General features: G+C 39.9%; 25 protein-coding genes. 3 read left to right on the top strand and 22 right to left on the bottom strand.

Annotation, left to right across the window (positions count from 1 at the left end):
- Positions 1–13: 13 nt before the first annotated feature.
- The 15 genes from RCP16_RS21110 to RCP16_RS21040 form a co-directional block, all read right to left on the bottom strand.
- The gene (locus RCP16_RS21110; RefSeq protein ID WP_308641262.1) at positions 14–2,023 is read right to left on the bottom strand and encodes a hypothetical protein; all 2,010 of its coding nucleotides are present in this window, start codon (positions 2,021–2,023) and stop codon (positions 14–16) included.
- A 46-nt stretch (positions 2,024–2,069) separates the two neighbouring features.
- Positions 2,070–2,549: a phage tail protein gene (locus RCP16_RS21105; RefSeq protein WP_308641261.1), complete on the bottom strand. Its 480-nt coding sequence runs from the start codon at positions 2,547–2,549 to the stop codon at positions 2,070–2,072.
- A gap of 6 nt (positions 2,550–2,555) precedes the next feature.
- Positions 2,556–2,756: a DUF6760 family protein gene (locus RCP16_RS21100; RefSeq protein ID WP_308641260.1), complete on the bottom strand. Its 201-nt coding sequence runs from the start codon at positions 2,754–2,756 to the stop codon at positions 2,556–2,558.
- A 2-nt stretch (positions 2,757–2,758) separates the two neighbouring features.
- Positions 2,759–3,133 (bottom strand): phage tail assembly protein, encoded by a 375-nt coding sequence (locus tag RCP16_RS21095; protein ID WP_308641259.1) that lies wholly within the window; start codon positions 3,131–3,133, stop codon positions 2,759–2,761.
- A 109-nt stretch (positions 3,134–3,242) separates the two neighbouring features.
- Positions 3,243–3,674, bottom strand: a complete 432-nt coding sequence (locus tag RCP16_RS21090; RefSeq protein ID WP_308641258.1) for a phage tail protein — start codon at positions 3,672–3,674, stop codon at positions 3,243–3,245.
- A gap of 83 nt (positions 3,675–3,757) precedes the next feature.
- The gene (locus tag RCP16_RS21085; RefSeq protein ID WP_308641257.1) at positions 3,758–5,500 is read right to left on the bottom strand and encodes a phage tail sheath family protein; all 1,743 of its coding nucleotides are present in this window, start codon (positions 5,498–5,500) and stop codon (positions 3,758–3,760) included.
- A 29-nt stretch (positions 5,501–5,529) separates the two neighbouring features.
- A complete protein-coding gene (locus RCP16_RS21080; RefSeq protein ID WP_308641256.1) occupies positions 5,530–6,387 on the bottom strand; it encodes a hypothetical protein in 858 nt (285 codons plus the stop codon).
- Entirely contained in the window at positions 6,384–6,911 is a 528-nt protein-coding gene (locus tag RCP16_RS21075) for a Pvc16 family protein (RefSeq protein WP_371748136.1), read from the bottom strand. Before RCP16_RS21075 ends, RCP16_RS21080 begins: the two co-directional genes overlap by 4 nt.
- 97 nt (positions 6,912–7,008) lie before the next feature.
- On the bottom strand, positions 7,009–9,228 hold the full coding sequence (locus RCP16_RS21070) for an ATP-binding protein (RefSeq protein ID WP_308642521.1): 2,220 nt from the start codon (positions 9,226–9,228) through the stop codon (positions 7,009–7,011).
- A 324-nt stretch (positions 9,229–9,552) separates the two neighbouring features.
- Positions 9,553–9,882: a hypothetical protein gene (locus tag RCP16_RS21065; protein WP_069327740.1), complete on the bottom strand. Its 330-nt coding sequence runs from the start codon at positions 9,880–9,882 to the stop codon at positions 9,553–9,555.
- Between the two features lie 14 nt (positions 9,883–9,896).
- Positions 9,897–10,598, bottom strand: coding sequence for a pirin family protein (locus RCP16_RS21060; protein WP_273592583.1), 702 nt, complete (start codon positions 10,596–10,598; stop codon positions 9,897–9,899).
- A 164-nt stretch (positions 10,599–10,762) separates the two neighbouring features.
- On the bottom strand, positions 10,763–12,751 hold the full coding sequence (locus RCP16_RS21055; protein ID WP_308641255.1) for a methyl-accepting chemotaxis protein: 1,989 nt from the start codon (positions 12,749–12,751) through the stop codon (positions 10,763–10,765).
- 199 nt (positions 12,752–12,950) lie between these two features.
- Positions 12,951–13,367, bottom strand: a complete 417-nt coding sequence (locus RCP16_RS21050; protein ID WP_193555951.1) for a DoxX family protein — start codon at positions 13,365–13,367, stop codon at positions 12,951–12,953.
- Between the two features lie 80 nt (positions 13,368–13,447).
- Positions 13,448–14,326 (bottom strand): M56 family metallopeptidase, encoded by an 879-nt coding sequence (locus RCP16_RS21045; RefSeq protein ID WP_308641254.1) that lies wholly within the window; start codon positions 14,324–14,326, stop codon positions 13,448–13,450.
- The gene (locus RCP16_RS21040; protein WP_137223042.1) at positions 14,308–14,724 is read right to left on the bottom strand and encodes a BlaI/MecI/CopY family transcriptional regulator; all 417 of its coding nucleotides are present in this window, start codon (positions 14,722–14,724) and stop codon (positions 14,308–14,310) included. Before RCP16_RS21040 ends, RCP16_RS21045 begins: the two co-directional genes overlap by 19 nt.
- A 319-nt stretch (positions 14,725–15,043) precedes the next feature.
- Between RCP16_RS21040 and RCP16_RS21035 the strand changes: the two genes are divergently transcribed.
- Positions 15,044–15,676, top strand: a complete 633-nt coding sequence (locus RCP16_RS21035; protein ID WP_308641253.1) for a hypothetical protein — start codon at positions 15,044–15,046, stop codon at positions 15,674–15,676.
- A 155-nt stretch (positions 15,677–15,831) separates the two neighbouring features.
- Here RCP16_RS21035 and RCP16_RS21030 read toward each other — a convergent pair whose 3' ends face one another.
- The 5 genes from RCP16_RS21030 to RCP16_RS21010 all read right to left on the bottom strand — a co-directional run bounded on the left by RCP16_RS21030 (position 15,832) and on the right by RCP16_RS21010 (position 21,003).
- On the bottom strand, positions 15,832–16,296 hold the full coding sequence (locus tag RCP16_RS21030; protein ID WP_137223046.1) for a hypothetical protein: 465 nt from the start codon (positions 16,294–16,296) through the stop codon (positions 15,832–15,834).
- A 338-nt stretch (positions 16,297–16,634) separates the two neighbouring features.
- A complete protein-coding gene (locus RCP16_RS21025; RefSeq protein WP_137223048.1) occupies positions 16,635–18,107 on the bottom strand; it encodes a catalase in 1,473 nt (490 codons plus the stop codon).
- A 150-nt stretch (positions 18,108–18,257) separates the two neighbouring features.
- On the bottom strand, positions 18,258–19,082 hold the full coding sequence (locus tag RCP16_RS21020) for a winged helix-turn-helix transcriptional regulator (protein WP_137223050.1): 825 nt from the start codon (positions 19,080–19,082) through the stop codon (positions 18,258–18,260).
- Positions 19,058–19,453: a Fur family transcriptional regulator gene (locus RCP16_RS21015; RefSeq protein WP_069327730.1), complete on the bottom strand. Its 396-nt coding sequence runs from the start codon at positions 19,451–19,453 to the stop codon at positions 19,058–19,060. The genes RCP16_RS21020 and RCP16_RS21015 overlap by 25 nt, the downstream gene beginning before the upstream one ends.
- 608 nt (positions 19,454–20,061) lie before the next feature.
- On the bottom strand, positions 20,062–21,003 hold the full coding sequence (locus RCP16_RS21010) for an aldo/keto reductase family protein (RefSeq protein ID WP_069327784.1): 942 nt from the start codon (positions 21,001–21,003) through the stop codon (positions 20,062–20,064).
- 251 nt (positions 21,004–21,254) lie between these two features.
- Between RCP16_RS21010 and RCP16_RS21005 the strand changes: the two genes are divergently transcribed.
- On the top strand, positions 21,255–22,385 hold the full coding sequence (locus tag RCP16_RS21005) for an AI-2E family transporter (protein ID WP_308641252.1): 1,131 nt from the start codon (positions 21,255–21,257) through the stop codon (positions 22,383–22,385).
- An 84-nt stretch (positions 22,386–22,469) separates the two neighbouring features.
- Here RCP16_RS21005 and RCP16_RS21000 read toward each other — a convergent pair whose 3' ends face one another.
- Both RCP16_RS21000 and RCP16_RS20995 read right to left on the bottom strand, forming a co-directional pair.
- Positions 22,470–23,057 (bottom strand): NAD(P)H-dependent oxidoreductase, encoded by a 588-nt coding sequence (locus tag RCP16_RS21000; RefSeq protein ID WP_308641251.1) that lies wholly within the window; start codon positions 23,055–23,057, stop codon positions 22,470–22,472.
- Between the two features lie 63 nt (positions 23,058–23,120).
- Positions 23,121–23,546, bottom strand: a complete 426-nt coding sequence (locus RCP16_RS20995) for a MarR family winged helix-turn-helix transcriptional regulator (protein ID WP_069327727.1) — start codon at positions 23,544–23,546, stop codon at positions 23,121–23,123.
- 151 nt (positions 23,547–23,697) lie between these two features.
- On the opposite strand from RCP16_RS20995, the gene RCP16_RS20990 reads away from it, so the two are divergent.
- Positions 23,698–24,015, top strand: a complete 318-nt coding sequence (locus tag RCP16_RS20990; RefSeq protein ID WP_069327726.1) for a YtxH domain-containing protein — start codon at positions 23,698–23,700, stop codon at positions 24,013–24,015.
- The last annotated feature ends 101 nt before the right edge of the window (positions 24,016–24,116 follow it).

The following is a 24,116-nucleotide window of genomic DNA, read 5'->3' as shown; positions in this document are numbered from 1 at the left end:
TTATCTGTTATCACTACATCCCACGACGTTGGTAATCAAATTTTAATTTGCGTTGCAATTCACGATAGACTCTGTCCACTAAACGATTAAATTCAGTCGGTTGAATTCGAGTACGTCCAGAGTGTAGCAATTGATGCTCTAGATCATTCCGAATATTTTGTATCTCTGCTGAAGTTACCGTTTCAACTAACGGATCGACTGAAGCTGAAAATCCAGATGGCTGTCTCCAATCGATATTTGTATCATCTGTTGTTCTTGTTGTAGCATGTTGCTTTGTAGCTGATATCAATGGTGATTGCGCTGATAAAATGGTTGGTAGTCGTTTGGTGATCATTTGTAAGACTGTTCCTGTTTCTTGCTCAGTCTGTTGATGAGCTATACTGGTATCTGTACGGTGGCGATGAGCGAATGGATGTAATATCGACTGACGATCAGGAATCTTATTGCCAGGAAATAAAGGTGTATTGGATGTACGATTGACTCCTGTATTTCCTATATTGGAGGATTGTAGAAACAACATCGGATTCCAATGATTTTGATACGTATTTCGATAAGAAGGGAGCCAAGATGTAAGTACTTGAGATACATATTGTTGCGAAAAGCGGTCTGCTTCGATATTCATATACTGATTAATAGTGCTGTACATACGATCTTGCCAGACAGGGAGACCTTCACCGCTTCCCCGGTTCCATTGTTCGGGATCACTCAGATAACGACGAATCATAACAGGATGATAAATATGTTGCTGAATCGTCTGATCGCTTGGTTTATTTCTAAGCCACGGCATATGAAGTAGAGAATTCCAGGTGTCGTTGCGACTCCCTAATATAGAGACAGCCATCTGCGGATCAAACATCCATTTTCCTGCTTTACGGACAAAAGGGCTTTTAGCCGGCAAATGACTAGGACTCGTGCGACTCATTTCATGCCAGACTGTTGATAATACGTTTTGGCTCCACTGACGTGCATTCTGGTGAAGAGACCGTTCAGATGCTTTGATATATAATTTGCGAATATTCTGTTCAATTACTGCTCGGCGTTCAGATGGATTAAATAAGCGTACAATATGATACAGCCAATCTTCAGAATCTCGAATCGGTTCTGATCTGCGTTGTTGCCAGATCGGCGGCATCACTATCGATGATATCCACTCAGGTGGTGGCAAAATCGTCAACAGATTAATTGTATGATTACTGCCTAACACCTGATCCATATTGCTGAGTTCAGTGACATTAAAAATTCGAGCAAGTCGACCCATTTCTTCAGAGCGCCGTTGCCATTCATTGCGCATTGTCGGTGATGGAGCAGGCAATAACAGTCGTATCATCGGCAATCGTCGTGATAACAAAGAAGGCATAGACAATATCATTTTACGAGAAGGGCGACTGGAACTTGTCTGTCTTGAGCTGGAACGCAGTCTTGCAAATTGCTGTTCTTCTATACGTTGAATTTCTCGATATTCATGAAGCACTTGATTGTCATCGATCTCCACATCGTATGATCGTGCTTCATTATCGGTATCGTGCTCCACACCTGCCGGATCATTCCACCATTCATGTATGCCTAGAGTCTGTAGAATTCGTTCTGGAGTCACTACAATCGAAGATGGCTCATATCGATTATGCATTTCACGGTTTAACGGAAGGGATTGATGTGTGACTGCACCTGTTGCCAGAGCCACCCATGGACTATTGGCTATCCATCGATTGTCTGAAGTACGGTTCGCATACAAAGGGTTTTCTGAATAAGACTGACCTGTACGCGATATAGCTAATGTACGCAAGAAATAATGCTGGCGAATCATCAATGGACGGATCACAGTCATTTGCGTAATATTCGTCCATTGTACATTCATCGAATGATGATACACTTCTTCGCTATGAACATTGTTTGCTAACTTGCGATAGATTAATCGAGAAATAGGAAAACGTGATAACGATGGCATTTGATATTTAGTTATCAGACGGTCGGCAAAATGCTGATGCTGACGCATATGACCGATACGATCTGATAATAACTTCATGTACTCATCGCTTCCTTTCTTATTTATCCATTTCATCTATAAGCACTTACAATTGGGCACGACTCCGCTGATCTAACGATAGCCCTTGATGGACAATTTCTATCGATTCAAATGCAATATCATTTTGCTTGGCGCTCAATTGTGGCCCTATCCATTTCACAGGATAAGCATCTTTAAAATGCCAGATCATAAAATCGTTATAGTTATCATTGCTCATCATAATAGAACCGTTAAGCTTGACAATACTGCCTGTTTTGAAGCCGTCATACCAGTTCCAAAGGCTCTGCGCAAACACAATACCTCGCTTGAATACAAGGGGTGGATACTCTCTTCGTGTGGGCAAATAATGCACATACCCATTTTCCCCACCTTCAATATATGTTTCGTACTTGGTTTCCGCTTGTAACCCACTTATCTCCGAGAATCCCGCAACTTGCAACTGGTCGATTTGAACCATGAATCGGAAAGCGGCTAATGGATCTTTGCGAATAGGGGCCGCATTACCGTGCATCGATTTCCCTGGCAATGATCATCATCCTTTCCCAAATACATCAAATAGATTTTCTTTCTTCTCTGAACCTTCTTCATTCAGATTGCGGTTAATTCGAGAAATCTCTTCACACCATCGTTGACGCTCTCGATGCTCCATACTCATCAATGCTTCATGCGACCAGTGAAAATAATAAGCGATAAATCCCATTTCTTCATATAACTTATCAGCAGGATAACTCAAGCTTAGACCAGACTCTGAGACAAAAAATCCATTTTCACCTCGTGTTCATGTCCACATTTAGGACAGATAATAGGAACAGACGGTTCGTCAACTTCATTAATGCTACGATAAAAATTCTGCAAATATGCCAGATCAGCTGTAAATAGTCCTTCAATGGTATGGGTGTCGATCATGCTCATATCGCCAAGCTTGGTAATCACGCGGGCTAGCAAAATAATGGTAAGATAACTGGGATTGTTCTGTACTCGTGGATCACGCATAGGCAAAATCTCATCACTTGCTGTCGCAAGGCGCATCACTCCACGTCGATGTAAATTACCATCTCCATCGATATAACCACGCGGCAATTCAAAGCTATGTTCTGTCGTCAACACCATAATATAGTAACCTCCAGATTGAATTCGATTGCTATTCTAGCTTCTACCCGTTAGACGATAACAGGCGGACATTCGCTTCCGCCTGTCCCTTTAACTGTTCATTTAGCTTTTATTTAGAACGCTTCATACCTTCATGTGCTAACTCAATCGTTTCAATCGCTACTTCTTTGCCAGAACCGTTAAAGTTAGGTGCAGTGTATTTGGTTGGCCATGCTTGGATAATCTGCCATGCTGCTTTATCTTGCCCAGTCTCATCAATCGCTGTAATCGTTACATCTTGACGGGTGATCGTTCCATTCGAACAATCTTCCAACCATTTGTACAATTCTGTCGAGTCGGTTACGCCCCATTTGAGTGTGATATTACCGTATTTCGTTAATCCAGGTAATTTGCGTGGTGTTGTCACTTCATTACCTTCGCGATACTCTACAATTTCGACCGTTGAATCGTAACCAGATACTTCGGTAAATCCAGCTTGAGTAATACTTCCCACTTCCATTTTGAATCTAAAATTACGATATGGATCTTTGCGTTCTCCCATAGGTTCTACCCCTTCCCCGAATTAAAAACAGAATCTCAAGACAGTTCATCAGCCATTTAGCTTGTAAGACATGTACTGATATTTTATTCTGTAGCTGTTTTTTGTGTCACACGGAAAATAACAAATTCTGCTGGCTTCACAGCAGCAATTCCAATAATACAGATTAAGCGCCCGTTATCGATATCATCTTGAGTCATCGTACTTCGTCCAATCTGTACATAAAAGGCTTCAGCGGGTGTGGCTCCCATCAATGCTCCATCTCTCCACACTGTTGTCAGAAAAGAGTCAATAGTCCGTTGTACGCGTGACCATAACGGCTCATCATTCGGTTCAAAAACAACCCAATTCGTATTACGACGAATCGATTCTTCCACAAAAATGAATAAACGACGCACGTTAATATATTTCCATAATCCATTGGAAGAACAGGTGCGCGCCCCCCATACCCGAATGCCTTGCCCGGTAAATTGCCGAATTAGATTGACACCTTTAGGATTCAAAATATCTTGTTCTCCCATGTTGTACTGGCAGTATAATCCGGTCACACCACGTACGACTTCATTGGCTGGTGCTTTGTGCACACCACGCGTATTGTCTGAACGAGCATAAATGCCTGCCATAGATCCTGAAGGAGGAATCGCGACACTTCGCTTTTCAAAAGCATCATATACCAGTAACCATGGTGAATATAAAGCGGCATATGAACTATCAAAGTAGTTACGGTGCTCTAGTACGTCAGGAACTTTAGTGGTTTCTTTCGGTGCATCCAAAATAGCAAATCGATTGGTGGCATTTTCACAATGTGCTACTAATGCTAGCTGTACATTGGGATCGGTCACTCCTGGAACTGCTAGAATACTGACTTCATCATTATCAATAAAGGATTGAATCCCTTTACGTTTGCCTGGCCCCAGATCTTTGCCCATAAAATCACCTGCGCCTAGATCATCTGCACTGCCATCACTACCACCGCTAAGTGCTAGATTGGATGATCCTTTGTCTTCCGTCTCACCGCTAACCACTTCAAAAGGAGGGACTGCTTTGGTTGCCTTATCTCCTTCTGGCTCTATCCACTGCACACTAATCAATGAAGAACGAGAAGCAGCAATTCCGATAAAATTAGGAGCTGTTGCGTTAAGTGAAGCATTTTCAAATCGTTCTGCTTCCATTCCATAACGTACTTCAACATCGAACTCACGGGTAGATAATACTTTGGTAGGAACAAGTTCAGAATCTACCACATCACCTGTTAATGGTTCTTCCAATTCCATTAAATTATCGAGTGCTGATACCACCCGATTATACGTAACGTTGTCTCCTTCAACAAAAGAAACTACATCTCCAGCACGGAATCCTGCTGTACTTTTGACCAGATATTTACCTTCTCCTAGATCTTCTGTAATCTGAGTCTTGGCTTTGCTTGCGGGAATAAATCGGATCACGATACGATTGCCCCACTGCCCCGGATTACGTGCATGAATGATAAGCCCTGTTGCTTTTTCCAAATCTTCTGCTTTCATATTAGCCGCTGTTTTAGCTGTTTCAGGTGCTACTCTCATGACATAACATCTAGAACCACCATTACCAAAAAAGTGTTCTACGGCATACGCAAGATACCGATACTGACCAAATGCATTTTCCGATAAATACCCACCATAACTACGCTGGAAATCCGCAATCCCTGTGATCAATACAGGCAATCCTTCTACTGCTCCACGCTCTGCAACGCCCAAAAAGCCTGCGGTACTCGTACTGACTCCTGCCATAGGTACGGGGCCGCTATCAAATTCCTCTACATATACTCCCGGAGACAAATATTCTGGCATGTGCGCATTCTCCCTTCTCTTTATCAAATTTAATGTTTAGCCATACCATCCTCTTCAAATGATGGAGGAATCGTCAGTTGAAACGTTACGACTTCAGATTCTTGTACAGTCAGCATTTCTGATCTATACAGCTTTTGATTAGCATAACCAGCAACAAGTTCAAATTGTCCTTGGGTAGAAGGGATAGCACGAATCACTAACACTGCTTCACCATGATGATCGGTGATCGCTTGCACGACAGGCAATAATAAGACTCCTGATAGATAACTTTGAGATAAGGGAGCGGTTAGTTGCCATACTTGGTCGTTGAGCTGAGGAAGACACTCAATCATAATGAGTTCATCCGATGTTATTTCTCGGGAAGTTACGTCTTTATCTACTGCACTAAAAACAAATTGCTCTCCTGCTAGCGGACGTACGCCTGCGGTTGTCACTTCAATCACCCGAGATTCTAGAGAAGCATTCTTTTTTAAGCGTGCCCGACTATTGACAGCTGAACGACTGTATAATGTCAAAGGAATACCAGCCATCGGTTGACCCGAAGCATTCACGCAACGACAGTCAATTCTAGTGGCTTGTGTACCAAATGAATACGCAGGAGAGGGCTGTAATAGTAAGCGAAATACCGGTGGATTTTTCTGCTCAGGATTCCATTCCCACTGTTTGGTCACTATTCCATAATCGGGTGAACGAATCGTTAACCGGTACACACCTACAGGCAGATTACTGTAAATATAACAACCTTCGTTTTTGTAAATAGGGGCATTACCGGCAGGTTCTAAAATCAAAGACAGACGTTGATGATCTACAGCGCGACCAGTGACTATATCTGTTATATAGATGACAGCAGACAACTGATGCCTTATTGAGAGCGACTGCTGAATCATGGGTATCCCTCCCGTGTCTGTGTACGAATATCGCTCTCCAATATGCGTGCGACTTTTTTGGTACGTTTGGATTCTATCAATACAGGGCCGACGCTGTAACTGATCGATAATTTGTACGGTTTTTGCGGGAAAAAGCTCAATAGCTTTTCACTTGGAAAATCTTCAAAAATAATTCGTAATTCTTCATTATGATCACGTAACGTTCCGACAAGATCAGTTCCGCTCAATATCGCATGATCGTGCATCGTTTGCAGAATATGACCCATTATCCGATTGCTATCTAACGCTCGTACACTGGCATCGGCAGCAGAATGTACTGTAATCAGATAGGATAACTCTAAGGACAACGGTGGATACTGTAGAAGATCGTTCCCCCGTGAAATCATATCGTAAATTTGATATTCTTTACTTTGCCGAATCTCATAAAGATAGACACTAATGATTAATTCACTATCTTCAATCGGAGAAGAAAGTCCAATACTCGCTGATTCTGCAATAGGATCAGGTGTAAGTTGGTCTCGCAATAATTTGACGATCGATAATCCAGTATCTGCAATAACTTGGGTGCTACCGATAGGCTTCTCCTCCTTTCCAGTATCTAGCTATTATGGATTTCAAGAATTACTGCCATAGATCACTATATAATCCAAGAGAAGTTGTAGAAGGAACCATGCCACTTTTATCTAGCTCTTGTCGTAACGCTGTAAAAATCATTTTCATCGATAGAGGCACTTGTTCCGATGCCGCCAGAAAAGCAGAAGCCACCAGCACATTTTTAATCTGTCCGCCAGAGATCTCAAATGTATCTCCCAGAAAATCAAAATCAATGCCTTTTTCAATCGGAACTTGATCCGGTAATAAGGTACGCCAGATCTGCTGACGACTTTCTTTATTAGGAAAAGGAAAACGAATAATAAAGCTTATTCTACGCATAAAAGCTTCATCCAAATTTTGCTTGTAGTTGGTGGCGAGCACCGTAATCCCTTCATACTCCTCCATCTTTTGCAATAAAAAAGAAGTCTCCATATTCGCAAATTTATCATGCGAATCACTCACTTCAGAACGCTTACCGAACAATGCATCAGCTTCGTCAAAAAACAAAATACTGCTGCTGTATTTGGCTTCATCGAATACTTCTTGCAGATGCTTCTCGGTCTCTCCGATATACTTACTAACCACCTGTGACAAATTAATTTGATACATTTGCATCTGCAACTCGTTAGCAATCACACGAGCCGACATCGTTTTCCCTGTACCCGGTGGGCCTGTAAATAGGAGACTTAACCCTTTACCATAAGCTAACTTATGACCAAATCCCCATTCTTCATACACTTTACTGCGATACTTTACCTGATCACAGGCATAACGCATTCTTTGCTTCTGACTAACAGGCAAAATCAAATCATCCCATGTTGCTGTTATCGATAATCGAGTTGCTTGCGTATTTAATCGAGTCTGAATCTGTCTATAACAACTACGATTGAGATGTTCTTGTGTAAGCTCAAGTGTCTGATCAGCAGTTGTATGATCTGAGTTCAAAGTATATTCTGTTGCCATATCTGCCAAAGCTTTGACGATCTGGCCTGCTGTCATTTGAAAAGTCGATGCTGCTTGTTGCCAGTTCAATGAATGTTCAGTCCACTTTTGATTGCCATAATATTCCCAGATCAGTAGAGATTCTTGAATACTTGGCATAGAAAGCTGAATTTCTTGCTCTAGTGACCATAAAGTGGTTGTTAGATACATATCTTGCATCGTATTTGCTATCAAAAATAAAATGCCCTTATATTGCTCTAATTCTCGCACGACATATTGAATTTCTGTAGGTGTACGTTGTAGCCATTGATCCCATCCGGTACACACTAATACAGCATCCCGTAGCATAGCTTGACGAAGTGTCTTTTGGATCCATTCCTGTATCTTTTCACTAGATGAGGATTCAATTCGTTCGAGATCAGCAACTAACATCGAACGGTGATAACACTGACATAGATGTCGGAGTTGATGCTTTTTACCGCTTCCTACACGACCGTGAATAAGAACAACTGTCTGATCGGATTGATGTTGCCAGATAAGCTGTAATTGCTGTTGGATCGATTGATGAATAATCAGTGGCGGCAGTTCATCGTCTGGTTGGTATAACCTTAGACCTTTTGCCGAAAATGAATGCTGCTCAACCTGTTCTTCTAATAAAAATTGCATCACATCAGGCTCAACGATCCATGCCCTGGACAATGAAGATTTAGGTTCAGATTCTACAAGAGGATGAATCAACCAATCTGTTAAAGGATGCCGGGTTCCAAAAGCTTGGCGAATCCGCTGAACGTGTTCTGGTTGATCTGCAAGCAACTTTAATAAGAGTTGCAGTGTTGGGGATTTACAAGTGATATCGTCTTGCAAATAAGCATATAACTTTTCATATTTACGATCGATTTCAATAGCAAGTACAACTAAAAAACACAAATAGCTGTGATCTTCTAATTTCATTCGCTGACGAATCTGATCCAATGGTGTATGTATCCCTTGTTGTCTACTTAACTCTAGACGTTTGGCAATATACTGCTCCCATGCGGTTAACATATGGAGTAGTTGTTCTATAGGCTCCAGTTGCTCGGGGGATTTATAAACTTCTAGCAGAGACCATACTTCTTCTTCACTAATGAATAGTCCCTTATATTGCTCAATCTCAGCAGATACTTGAGGAGGATAACGAATCAAAGCGATCCGTATGAGTAGATCGATTCTGCGAATTTCATGTTCAATATGCTCCCATCCAGAAGCAAAAGGCATCACCTTATCATCTTTGATCCATTGATCCACTTGATGTAGTGGCGAAGACACATTCAATACGCTAACCTTCCTTTCCAGGGATAGGTAATAAGGAACTTTAAAAAGCTATGCTATTGTAAAAAGGAATACAGTAAAGGAATAAAAATGATAGAAGTGGAGAGTAGATATAAGCGATACTATTAAAATTCATAGATCGATCTATTTTGGGTAATAGCGATACGTATACATTATGAATTTGACCAGATCATTTTTGATATAGATGGGGTAAGTGGATATAATTACTAATAATGTTAATCGATATCTTTCTATTTTTCAACATAAAAAAACCTTCTCTATATTATCTATAGAGAAGGTTTGAAAAAATATAAAATTATATTATTCTAAATACTCTGAAGGTAGATAAACAATTTCTGATGCGGCTTCGATAATTAATTGGTGTTGGTCTGCTTGATACTGCACACCTTGTTCTTTGACATAGTACCAGTGCTTGATCTGTGGAGCATCTTCAGGTAGTTCAAAGCGGAATAGATTTAGCTCATTTTGCAAAGTAAGAATATCTTGTACAATCTCTTCAGGCACATTCATAAGCGTCATACGGAAACCACCTGCGGGCAGATCGCTTAATTCATAAGTGAACGTGTGCTTATTATTATTTAATAATTCTCGACCTGTCACTGCATGCTTGACCATTACGGTTTCTTTCATCAGCTATATTCCTCCTAAGGCAAGTCGATCAGCAAGAAAAAGACAGGTTCTTCTGCTGTCATCTGTAAATGAGTTTCTTGTTCGATCCGCATGGCATCTCGCTTGGATAATAGATGTTCTTGATTCATCGTCAGACTACCTTGAATCACAAATACATACGTACGGCGATCTGGATGCTGAACGAATGGAATCTCTTGCCCTTTTTCCAGACGACTGAGATAAATGGTCATATCTTGATGAATCGTCGCTTGATTCTCGCCACCCTGACGACTTACGATCGGTAACAATTGACCGTTTAACGAAGCTGGATTATACGACGAACTCATATACGAAGGCTTAAGACCACGTGCTTCTGGCTCAAACCATAACTGCAATAGATTACAATGCGTCTCATCTGAAGCATTATGCTCTGTATGCACAACACCAGTACCCGCAGACATCCGCTGAACACCGCCAAAAGAACTTACAGCTACATTTCCTATATTATCTTCATGGCGCAATTGTCCTTCCAAAATAATCGATACAATCTCCATATCACTATGCGGATGCGCACCAAATCCACGTGAAGGTGCAATCACATCATCGTTAAATACACGAAGAGGACCAAAGCTTACATTATTCGGATCTTGATATTCACTAAATGAAAAGCTATGACTTCCTTGTAGCCAACCTCGATCAAAACTAAAACGTTCTTCTGCCGGGTATCGTGTAAACATATCTATTCCTCCCTGAGTAGATGATCTGCTGTTCATTGGTTTATATCATTACTGAATTATTGTAACAAACTTACGAATATAATGTAAAATATAAAATAAGAAATAGCCGTTGTCACTTAATATGAGACAACGGCTATAGTATTGAAACATGTTCATCGCAATAGTTATACTTTAAAACGAGAAACTAATTGTTGTAACTGTTCTGCTAGACGCGTTAAATCGGTAGCCGCACTGGATACTTCTTGCATCGAAGCCAGTTGTTCTTCTGCTGCTGCTGAGATCGTCTCTGTATTACTTGCTGCTTCTTCTGAAATACTAGCGATATCTTCAATCGATTCTACAACCGCATTCGCATCACTGTTCAAATGATCTGTTGTTCCGGTTACATCATTCATTTTGCGAGAAACGGCTTTAATCGCACGATTAATTTTGGAGAATGAGCGTCCAGACGTATCAACTGCTAAGATACCACCAGTTACATTTTCTTTCGCTTGATCCATAACTTCGATCGATTGCGCAACAATACCTTGCATGCCTGTAATCAGACTACCGATCCGTTCTGCGGATTCTCCTGATTCGGAAGCAAGCTTACGAACTTCGTCAGCAACTACAGCGAACCCTTTACCATGTTCCCCTGCTCTAGCAGCTTCAATCGAAGCGTTCAACGCTAACAAATTGGTCTGTTTGGCAATATTACGAATAAGATCAACAATACCACCAATTTCACTGGATTGAGTATTGAGACTGGTGATAATTTCAGCCAAACGATCGACGGTTAATTGAATTTCAAAAATTTGTTGCGTTACATTAATAACCGATTCATTTCCTTTAGCTGAAGCTGTTGCCGCATCGGTCATACTCTGGCTCACTTCTGCCACATGACCAGAAATTTCAGATACACGTTCTGACATACGATGAATAGCATCTGCTCCGATCTGTACGCCTGCTACTTGTCTTTCACTACCTGTAGACACTTCTTGAATCGCCATCGTTACATGTTCTACAGAGCGACTGGTTTCTTCTGCACCTGCTGCAAGTTCTTCCGAAGCTGCGGATACATTATCTGTCGTATCTCTGACTTTTTCGATCATTTCACGCAGACTGCTCACCATAATCGCAAAGTCATGCGCCAAATCGCCAATCTCATTGTTTTTGCGATCATCTATTTGGATAGTCAGATCACCTTCACTAATTTGATGGGTGGTTTTGCGCAAAGCAAGCAATGGCTTCATAATCATATTGATACAGAACGCCACAATGATCGCTGCAATCACAATTGCAATAATAATAATCAGGAATGCTTGATTACGAATCGGTTCGACCGCTGCATCAATTTCAGTGGTGTACATCGTACCTGCAATTTTCCAGTTGGTATCTTTGTTAGTAAGAAAGACCATTTTTTTCGGTTTATTTTCAAATGTATAGTTAATCGTACCAGTATCCTGAGCATACATTTTTTCTAAATATTCACCAGTTGCGGGATCACCGGGTACACCACTACGTGTCACAATATATTTTTTCTCGGCATCCAAAATAATCACATAACCTGCTGTACCTACATCAATATCCACTAATTTAGAAACATTTTGCAAATTTAATGTAATACCGACCACACCTGATTGATCTTTTAAACGATGAGCAATCAGCACAACAGGCAGATTATCTGCATTGAGCTTCACAGAAGTAATAATGGATTTGTCTGGAGAAGCTTCTGCCAACTGATACCAATCATTTTTTCGAGGATCATCGCCCGCTTTATTTTCTTTGGTTGCTCCATGAATAATTCTTCCATCTTCAGTACCCACAAAGATATCTGTTGCTTCTGGATGAAGCCCTAAATACTGAGTTAACTTGGGATTAAGAAGGGAGCTAGAACTTTCAGCTAGAAGCGATTTATCAAAAATACCTGATAAGTACTCCACATCGTTATACTTCGCCTGAATCGCATTGCTGATAAATAGATTAGCCATTTCTACACTTTGTGTCGCACTAGCATTTAGATTGTCTTGTGCTTCGACTTTGGCTTTGTTGTACATACTGATACCAATGACTAAGCTTGGACCCAATAAAATTAAAGCGAAAGCTAAAATTAATTGATTACGAATAGACCATCGAAAAGCAGGTAATTTAGCCAACTTTTTTCTTTTTTTCATGAACCCCACTCTTTCTATAAATGAATACAGATGATTCTGATGCCTGATGTTAATCATCTACAATTTGCTGGTACTGTATATATCGCCTAAACGATGTTAGTTTTTTAGGTAAAAAACAAAAAACCGACAATATCGTTATGATATTTGTCGGTTTTTGTTTGATTTATCTTTGGTTTCACACAAATATATTGTGCGTTACTTAGTTTTCGGCTAGTCGACTATTGTATTTATTTTTGAAAAGAAGACTATCCACAGATAATAATAGACTACCTGTAAATGCTAATTGAAGTGAGGTAAATAACAACAAATAATCAAATTCGGTACCCATCATAAATGGCTGTCCGGCTTTGGCTGTAAGCAATACGCCAACCATAATTACGGTTAAAGCAACACCTGCGATACGCGTTAGTAGACCTAGAATTAACAGTAGTCCACCCAGAATCTCAATAATCGCTACAACAGGAGCCAAAGCTCCAGGTAACCCTATACTTTGGAAAAATCCCATTGTACCGCCAATACCACCTTGAAATTTAGAAAATCCATGCAATAAAAAGATAACACCTGTTAATACACGAACAATAAACAGTCCTAATTCTACATTACGTTTAAGCAACATTATTATTCCTCCTTAGTATGAGTAAAATCTTCACTACATGGCGTAGTGTATTACTATAAAAATAGCCACTTATACAATCATTATAGAAGTGACCACAATAACAAAATACTGAGTGATATCAATATAACCACAGAAAATAGCACAGTTCCTATTGGCAAACGCAAAGATTTCTCTTGATCAGGTTCAACAATACGATGAATTCGGTAATTGAGTGATGTCTCGGCAAAAGAAGAATAGATCATCCGAAAAGGTTGAGGGGAATGGTATTGCTGACGGTGAACAAGCTTTAATAATGCACCGCCTAAGCCAACAGGTGTACCCAAATGATGAACAGCATAACTATCTGCTAGAATTTCACGCGATATTTTATAATGTAACGTAATATTTCTCAATACAGGCAAAAACCATAATGCAACAGCAAACTGCCCCAACAAAAAAGTCGTTAATGGATCACGATGTCGGTAGTGAAATAGCTCATGATGCGCAACAGCTTGTTGCTCTTGTTGATCCAACATGCGAAGTAATCCATCTGATAAAATAATACGTCGCCGAAAAATACCCATTGTTAACGCCAATGGTTGCGGACAGTGAATAATCACAAATAATTTGTTCGCAGGGCTGTAGACTTCATTATATTGTACTGACTGCTCTTCATCTTGTAGCGACTGAAAATAACGATATGCTCGGTGCGATCCTAGCCACTGATCTAACCCGTAGCCGATATATAAGACAAATGTACAAAGAACAAGACCTCTGAGTACATGCGCTACTGAAAACCAACCTTGAGCTTCCATCCAACGGTTACAGATACGTAGCAGATCAAAAGGAATATTCCAGCCAAATATCGCATGGAGAGCATAAATAAACATAAGCCCTATCGTAAATAAAGATAGCAATAGCCCGGTATGAAGCAATCTTCTTGAACGACGTTGCCAGTGATTTACGTTTCTTTTTTCCATTGTTTGATTTTATCCTCCAAGGCGCGAATAAGTTGAGGATCTACTTCCTCCAGCACATCTACCATATGATTTACGGCGAGTGACCCGAATTCTTCCATCAATTCATGCGTCAATTCCCTGGACTGATTGTTTAAAAATTGCTCTCGACTTTCAGAAGGCTCATAATGAAAACTTCGACTTTCTCCCGTTTTCGTTAAAGCTCCTTTTTCAACCAAGCGGTTCATCACCGTCATAATGGTATTAAAACTAAGTGGTTTGGTTGTCTGAAGTGAAGCTAGAACTTCTTTAATCGTCATGGGGTGATCCATATCCCATAGAATATTCATGACTTGAGCTTCCAGTGGACCGAAAAAGCGATCCATTCCTGTTGCGCCTACTTTAAAATTTTGTATTTTCATATCCTTATGCCACCTCACTACATATAGTAGTGTATCTCTGTAGCACGCGTCAAACGTCTACCTTTTAGAGTAGAATTGATTCTTTTTTCTGCATTTCCTCTATATAAGGATACATTATACAAATAATACCAGATTAATATCGTTTTGCGAAGCTATTTTTTTGGAAATCATGATCTTATCTATAGCCCTTCTGATAAGCCACTGTCATAAATACTCTTTATGTAAAGGTCATGTTATAATTGAACTGGAATAACAAGCAATAGCTGTATAGCCACAAGCGAGTAGATCTATAATCTATTTAGAAATGAGGGCATGATGAATGAAAAAAATATGGAGTCTATTCTTGACTGGAATGTTACTTGTCGTCATCGTAAGTGCTTGTAGTAACGCATCTGCACCCGCTAATCCTTCAACTGAGAGCACTCCGGAAACGAATAATACAACCGATACGACGAATACAGAACCGGCAACACCTGCGACAACAGATACAGAATCTTCAGATATGACCACTGAACCTGCTTCGACGACTGATTCTTCCACTGAAGCAACCGAGCCTGCGACGGAAAGTAATGATACTGCAACCAATTCAGGATCACTGACAGAAAAAGGACCGATTGCAGCAGATAGTGTAGAAAAACGTCCTACTTACTTACCGACAGACTTCCCGATTCCCGATGATGCGGTCATCTCCACATCTCATCAAGAAGAAAACAAAGGTAAAAAATCGGTTTTACTTATCTTTACTACTAAAGGAAGCATGGAGACTCTATCCCAAACGTACAAACAATATTTTGATGCCAAATCTCTTACTGATGCAACATCCACAATTGATGAGAAAAACCTTATCATTCAAGGAACCGATCCTAAAACTAAACAAGTCTGGTCGATTATTGGCGGCGCTAAAACAGGCAAAGATGTTGTAGAATTGACAGTAAGCTGGTCAGAGAAATAAGTAGATACGTATTTTAAGTATTTCAAATCAATATACGCTTATACAACAAAAAGATGTGACTTCGCTCAAAAAGGAAGTTACATCTTTTTATTATTTATACTATTCATTTGATTGTATTCATTCCTATCGTTTTCATTTCGATTGATCATCTATCTTTATTGATGTTTCATCACTTTCACCGTTACTTCTACTGTATCTTTGGAGGCAGTAGGTGCACCAGTTAATGACCATTGTTGAGCTGTAACCGGTTCTGTTCCTTGTACGCTCAATTGCTGTTCATTTAACGTCTGAATCGCTTGGTCCATATTCACAATACGGAAGTATTCGTCATACGTTTTGGCAAGGGTCTCCATACTACTTTTCGTATGAAAAACAAGCAAAATACTATGTTGTCCTTCAATATACGTTTGTTGGGACGTATCGATCACGGCATCATCGGGAATCGGGAAATCAGCAGGTAAAATGTCTGTGGTTGGTCGCTTGGTTAGAATATCAGGAGTCACAACAGTATAAGATCCATTTTCAGTGGCAGCAAATGCAGGTGCAACGAACGAACTGGACGTTCCAACAACAAAGATGAACAACACACCTATCATGCCAACGCTCCATGATTTTCTCATGACTCACATCTCCTTCAATCTTCTGGAATAGTAAGCACCCATCTGTTGATCTTCCTACACTGCATTCATACGAACAGACCCCTTTTGCCTTTCATCACCCCTTTTTTTAGAGTATACAAAGGAGCGCACACATGAATTTGTAGCGCTCCTTCGTCATAACTGCGGTCAATAGTGACCTTATCCTACTAAGCTATCTTTTTTTGAGAACGATTAAGGTCTCTATTCACAGCTTATATATAAAAGCGTTCTGCTTCATTTCAACTAACGATACCCCTTTAATATAAAGCGGAACGCTGAATATCTCAAGTCAATCATTTGTCATTTGTTGCAAGTGATGATTACGATCTCATTTGTCCCATAAATTCACTGATATCAATGCCTAATCCTTGTGCTAGACGCATACCATATTCACGGTCAGCACGGATAAAGTTACAGATTGCCAGCAATTGAGTATCTTTTTTAACCTCTTTTAAATCATTAACCAAATTTTGCAATAAATTCTCTTTTTCTTGAGCAGTATATGAACGATATTGATCTCCTGCTTGAGCAAAATCATCGGTTTTGGCAATTTTCTGACGGGTCACATGTCCTTGTTCCAATTCTACTTCAGAATCACGGTAATGCGGATCTTCTGTAGGGCCATCGGTATAGCTGTTAGGCTCGTAGTTGTACGTGGATGTATCTTGCTTGATGTTCATTTGCCCATCCCGTTGTTGATTACGAACAGGTGCATACGGACAGTTAATTGGAATTTGAAGATAATTGGTTCCTAGACGGTGACGTTGTGTATCTGGATAAGAGAACAGACGACCTTGAAGTAATTTATCTTCAGAAGGCTCAATCCCTGGAACCAAAGCACTTGGTGAAAAAGCAGATTGCTCGACTTCAGCAAAGAAATTATCTGGATTGCGATTGAGTGTCATCGTTCCGACCGTATGCAAAGGAAATTGATCTTCCGGCCATACTTTCGTTGGATCTAGTGGATCAAAAGCATAATTATCGATATCTTTGGGCTCAATAAATTGGACTTTCAATGTCCATTCCGGGAACTCGCCTTTTTCAATATGTTCAAACAGATCACGGGTGGCATGATTGAAGTCTTTACCTTGTTGCTTTTCAGCATCGTCAGCCGTGAAAGTACGTACACCTTGGGCTGTTTCCCATTTGTATTTAATATAAGTCACTTTACCCTCAGCATTAATCCATTTGAACGCATGAACACTGAATCCATCCATTTCACGATAATTCGCCGGTGTACCATGATCTGAAAATAACCATGTCATCATATGCGTCGATTCAGGCGTAAGTGTCATAAAGTCCCAATAACGTGCTGGTGTTTGTAGATTGGTCTGCGGATCAGGCTTGAGTGAGTGAACCATATCCGGAAATTTCATTGCATCACGGATAAAGAATACAGGCAAATGGTTACCTACAATATCGTAGTTGCCTTCTTTGGTATAAAATTTAACAGCAAATCCGCGCGGATCGCGTGCTGTTTCGGGTGAACCTACACCATGAATAACCGTTGAAAAGCGTACAAAAACAGGTGTTTCTGTGCCCACTTCTTGTAAAAATTCAGCTTTGGTGTATTCCTTCATACTTTGATCGACACGGAACACTCCATGAGCGCCTGCTCCACGAGCATGAACAACACGTTCTGGAATACGTTCACGGTCAAAGTGAGCGATTTTTTCTAGCAAATGATAATCTTCTAGTAAAGTAGGTCCTCGACGACCTGCGGTACGGGAATTCTGATTGTCCCCTACAGGTGCACCCTGGTTGGTCGTTAGACGGTGGTCGTTGTTTGTCATTGTTAGAAATCATCCTCTCATCATAAATGGTCATCAATCTAATTTATAATTAGACTCATTCCAAAAGATTAGATTCATTCTAACATCTACCCTTACCACCATTCATGAGTTACCTATGAGCCTTCGATGAAGAAATGATGAAGAGCTCCCTTAATCTGCCAATCGATAACCTACGCCACGCACAGTTTCTACATATTGCGGTGCAGAAGCATTATCACCGATTTTTTTACGTAGACTTTTTACATGAACATCAACAACATTACTACCGCCAAAAAATTGAGTGCCCCAAATTTCGCTCATCAAATCTTCACGAGACAATACGCCGCCTTCGCTTTCGATCAGCATAAGTAATAGATCATACTCTGTTTTGGTGAGTTCTATACGCTGTTGTGCACGATGAACAGTCATTTTTTTGCGATCGATCCATAGGTCTTTGAAAACAGTGCGATGTTCGGTATCTCCTGTTGCAGGTGCCGCAGGGCGATTGCTTCCAGCACGAATCACACGTTCTACATGATACAGTCCTTCTTGCGGACGTGCAGGCCAGACTAACAATTCTTCTTCTGCCCATTCGTTCAAATCCGTCGTTAACATATCTTCACGCACAAGGAACAATGTTGGTAAATGAGAATTTTTCTCACTAAACTGTAACTTAGCAGACTCAATATCTTGAGCACCTGATGAAGAAATCAGATCAAATATAAACAAATCAGCACTGATTGCGCCTGCACCATTACTTTCCCAACGGTGAAAAACCATAACATCAAAACAACTATCTGATAGTGTACGTGTTAATTCATGTACACGGCTTGGTGCTGGACTGATAATAACCACTCGTCTTGTAATCGGGCAAGAATGTGCGATAAGATCGGCTACATTACGCATATTACGTTCAGCTACAGACCAGTTCATTAATGTATCTGTTGTTCCTAAATGATAATCATTATCAATTATTTTCGTGATTTGTTTCGACATTCTGTGCACACTCCTCTAAATACGACATGAGCATGGTGTACATCATATCCTGTTTCTTCGGCTACGGCTGCATACCATTCTACAGGTGCGTCTGTCATCACTTCATCTACAGCTCCACAGTTTTCACATACGATGTGTTGGTGATCATCCATTTTGCCATCATAACGACTTGCGGCTTCACCTAATTTTAATTCGCGAATCAAATCTTTATCTGATAAATATCTTAAAGAGTTATATACCGTCCCATATGCAAAATTATGACCACGCTCTACTAACCGATTCATAACATCAGCAGCAGTCGGGTGATCCGCAGCTTCGCAGACGATTTCATATACAGCTTTGCGCTGTGTCGTCAAGTTGATTGTTTTCATTTGGATCATTCCCTTAATTTGATTTTAGAATAAGTATAAATCCATTTAAAATTATGGTCAATAGTTTTGCAGACAATTCTGAGAATCATTATCATAAATTGGGCGGATTTGAGGCTTAAAGAGGTGCATTTAGACGGTATTAGGTAAGTGACGCTACGGCAATCGTTATTCTTGTCGTCGCTGGTAGAACGGAATCCCTTGATGTACCGCTTTGCGGTGGGGATTACGTTCTAAAGGCGAACGCTCCGCTCTTTCAGAATAATGATTGCCTCTGCTGGCGTGGGATATCACGTTGGGTATTGAAATGAATGTAGGGCAAAACCTGAAATCTTGGGTGGAAGGGGAGCAGGGTAGGAATTTTAAAGATGATATTAGTTTAAATTATCTTCATTACTCTTACCTCTTACCTCTTACCTCTTACCTCTTACCTCTTACCTCTTACCTCTTACCTCTTACCTCTTACTAATATTATCGGGTGAATATAGGAATATTTGAAATTATTTAATGGTGAGATATTTGAAATTAAAATGTAGTGGTTATGTATATAGTTAAACTAAAAAGCCTTCCATAACGCGGAAGGCTTGAAAGGGTTATAGATTGAGTTTATTTTAGACGGTTAATACTTTTTCGATGGCTTCGATGACGTCGGATGTAAGTTGGATGCCGGATGCGCTGGCGTTTTGTTTGACTTGTTCAGGACGACTGGCTCCAACGAGTGCGCTGGATACATTTTTTTGACGCAAGATCCATGCTAGTGCTAGATGAGTTAAAGGTATCCCTGCTTCATCAGCGATTTTTTGCAATTGTCCGATTTGAGATAGTTTTTCGTCGCTAAAGCGGTCATCATCCCATTTGAGTTTAGCGGCACGGCTATCGGATGGAATATCGGTTTTGGATGTATATTTACCTGTCAATAATCCTTGAGCAAGCGGTGAATAGACGACTTGTCCGATACCGTATTTCTCACCAAGTGGAATGACTTCTTCTTCTATATAACGGTTAAACATATTATAGACTGGTTGATTGACAACAATACGATCTAGCAAATAACGATCTGCTACACCCACCGCCGCTTGCATCTGAGCAGCTGTCCACTGACTGACACCTACATATAATACTTTGCCCTGACGAACAAGATCATCGAGTGCACGTAATGTTTCTTCGATCGGTGTCTCTGGGGAAAAGCGGTGGCAATAATAAAGATCAATATAATCATGCCCTAGACGTTTAAGACTGGCATGACATTGTTCGGTAATATGTTTGCGGGATAGCCCTTTGTCGTTCGGTCCATCGCCCATATCGCCAAATACTTTGGTTGCCAGTACATACGATTCACGAGGATAGTCTTTAAGTGTAGCACCTACTACTTTTTCAGCTTCTCCACGCTCATAGACATTTGCAGTATCAAAAAAGTTAATCCCTAAATCATAAGCTTCACGAATCGATTGAACCGCATTTTCTTTTTCCACATATCCTCCGTAAGTGAGCCAACTGCCCAGGCTAATTTCACTTACTTTCAAGCCACTACCACCTAATCTGCGATAATTCATTGTCATTGTAGATATGCCTCCTTGGATATGTAGTTATTAATAACGCTTACAAATGATTGCTTTTTTATTTTACCTTTCTCCAGAGATTAAGCAAGCATATTGCGGTTTATATAGTAAGATAGACCCAAATGAGAACTTTCATAAAGCTTCCATTGATGCATCCAACTCATTACTTTTTACGTATGAGTGTATAGGGAATATACAAAGATTCTACATATTGGCCATTTAAGATTCTGAAGGAGGATTTATCTATGCTACAAAGACGCTTTTTCCGTATAGGTGCCGGGGTTGCGCTTATACTCTTGATTGTCTATTTAGGAACACTAGTTGACTTTATTTTTACCCCAATCGCTTCGTTAATTAGCCTCACCATCGTTCCACTGTTGATCACAGCTTTTCTATACTATCCACTACGTCCACTCGTTAACTATTTAGAAAAAAAGAAGTTAAAACGTTCTTTATCTATTTTATTGATGTATCTGGCGGTTATTATCGTCTTAGCCATCTTTTCTATTATCGGCTGGCCGACATTACGAGATCAGGTCTCAAGTTTTATCGAAAATGCGCCTAGATTTACACAAAGTATTATTACGCAGATCCAACTATTACAACAGAATCCAACGATTCAGCAATATATCCCTGCTGAAAACAATCAAGAGTTAATCGCCAAATTAACAGAATATTTGAATACGATCTTTGATTGGTTATCGGTTCATATTTCAAGTATGTTCTCCTTTATTTCTAACTTTGTACTTGTTGTGGCTACTGTTCCTATCATGTTGTACTACTTGCTTAAAGATGACAAACGGTTGTCACCTCAATTGCTCAAACTTTTTCCAGCTGGTCATAAAGAAGATGGAAAAGCGATGTTGGATGAAATGGATGATTCATTAAGTAGCTTTATCGCAGGTCGAGTACTGGTTAACTTGGCACTATGTGTGCTTCTGTATATTGGTTTCTTGATTATTGATCTGCCGTATTCATTGTTACTTGTATTTTTAGCTTTCTTCTTAAACTTTATTCCTTATATCGGTGCCATTTTGTCTGCTGTTCCGGTAGCGATTGTGGGTTTGATCGAATCACCTGCTATGGGAATCTGGGCAATCGTGATCGTGATTATTGCGCAAATGATCCAAAATAATTTGCTTGAGCCGATTATTTTCGGGAAGCAGTTGGATATTCATCCGTTTACGATTGTTGTGCTTTTATTGGTAGGTGGAGACATGGGTGGTATTCTGGGAATGTTGCTTGTTATTCCATTGTATATGGTTGTGAAGATTGGGATCGTGCATATCTATGGTATGTATTTGAAAGATAAAATGAATCATAATTTCGAAGATAATCCGAACAAACCGAATAACGATTCTATTTTCAAATTGTAATCCCATCATAAAAAACAAAAACGAGCATCCTGTTGCATCAGGAGCTCGTTTTTTGTTTTTTCCTACTATAGTATAGAAAGCATTTTATGAATTAAACGCAGTCGTTACTGTTTCTTCAACCTGACGCAATACATTTTCCAATTGAGCTTCATCCGCATAAGGCGCGCTACCGAAGATCAAATGCCCTACACTTTCAATACCTACGAATCCAAAGATTCCTGTTGTTGATGTGATTTTGAGACCATCGGTCATACCCACTTGATCATAGATTTCATTCGTCTGACCATGTGTGTTAATAATAAGACCTTTTTTACCAGTAAGCAATTGAGCAACGCCTGTTTCTCCGTAACCATAAGCAAATCCGTAAGCAAACACGCGATCTACATAGCCTTTCAAAATTGCAGGAAGACCTGTCCACCAGATCGGATAAATAAAGGTGATTGCGTCAGCCGCAGTAATATATTCTTGCTCAGCTTTGATATCTGCTGGTGTATTACCAACTTTCATCGCTTCTGTGTCTGCTTCTGTTAATACCGGTTGGAAATTGAGCGCATATAGATCACGAACAACTACTTCATGCCCTTGCGTTTCTAAGGTGTGTACCATTCTTTTCAAAATAGCTTGATTAGTACCTTCTTGATGGGGATGAGCAAATACGATTAAATGTTTCATGAATGACATTCTCCTTATTAGATAGATATCTATATATTTTTATAAAAAAAGGCTCTCACCATCTCAAAGCCCTGAGTACACGCGTTCTAATAAATACTCAAATTGTTCTTGTTCCTGTTCACTTAGACGACCATAGACTTTATGATTGATAGCTTCAGATACTTGATTGAAGATAGGCTCTAATTCCCATCCTTTATCTGTTAAATGAACCATCGTTATGCGCTGATCTTCATCATCTTTGAGACGCTTTACATAACCTAACTTCTCAAGTTTGTTGACCAGTACGGTCACGGTTGGTTGAGTACGATGCACTTTCTGTGCTAGCGTGTTAACAGATAAGCTACCTTTTTCACTGTACAAAAAGCAAAGGATATCTCCGTGAGAAGGAACAACATCTGTAATATTGTTCTTTGCTAACTCTGTGATAATCAGCTTGTTAACGTCGTCGCGAATTTTAGAAATGATTGCACATGCGTTGTAATTTAACATAATTTTATATTACATAGATATCTATGTATTTGCAAGTATTATTTATTATGATCTTATTTCTATGAATTATTCTGAAGAATGAGTGTAATATTCTTCTGGCTGGGTAATAATACAGTAAATACTAAATTGCTAAGATAAGGGGTCGACTATTATGGATAACGAATCTACAAAATCAATTATTACAGGTGCAATTGCTGGGGCATTAATTGGTGCAGGAACAGCACTTCTATTCTCTACTCCACAAGGTGAAAAAATTCGTACTCGTGTAGCAGAATTGACTGATCTTGTTGTTGAGAACGCTCCAATGTTGAACGAACGTGGACATGTTCTTGCTGAAAAAGGTCAAGAAGTTGTGGGTATGGTTAAAGAATCTTTAGATGGTGTTAAAGATTTGAAAGATGAAGCTCAATCTGCAACTCAAGAAGTTAAAGGCGAAATTCAAGGCTTCAAAAACTCACATACAAGCTAATTGTAATTTATACATTTCAATACCAAAAAGCCCCTCTATGCTAAATAGAAGGGGTTTTTTGATTGTTCAAAAAGGGCTCTATCGTATATACAGGTTACCTA

The organism is Paenibacillus nuruki (assembly GCF_963311185.1).
GTDB classification, from domain to species: domain Bacteria; phylum Bacillota; class Bacilli; order Paenibacillales; family Paenibacillaceae; genus Saccharibacillus; species Saccharibacillus nuruki.
This window is presented reverse-complemented; position numbering and strand designations above follow the sequence as displayed.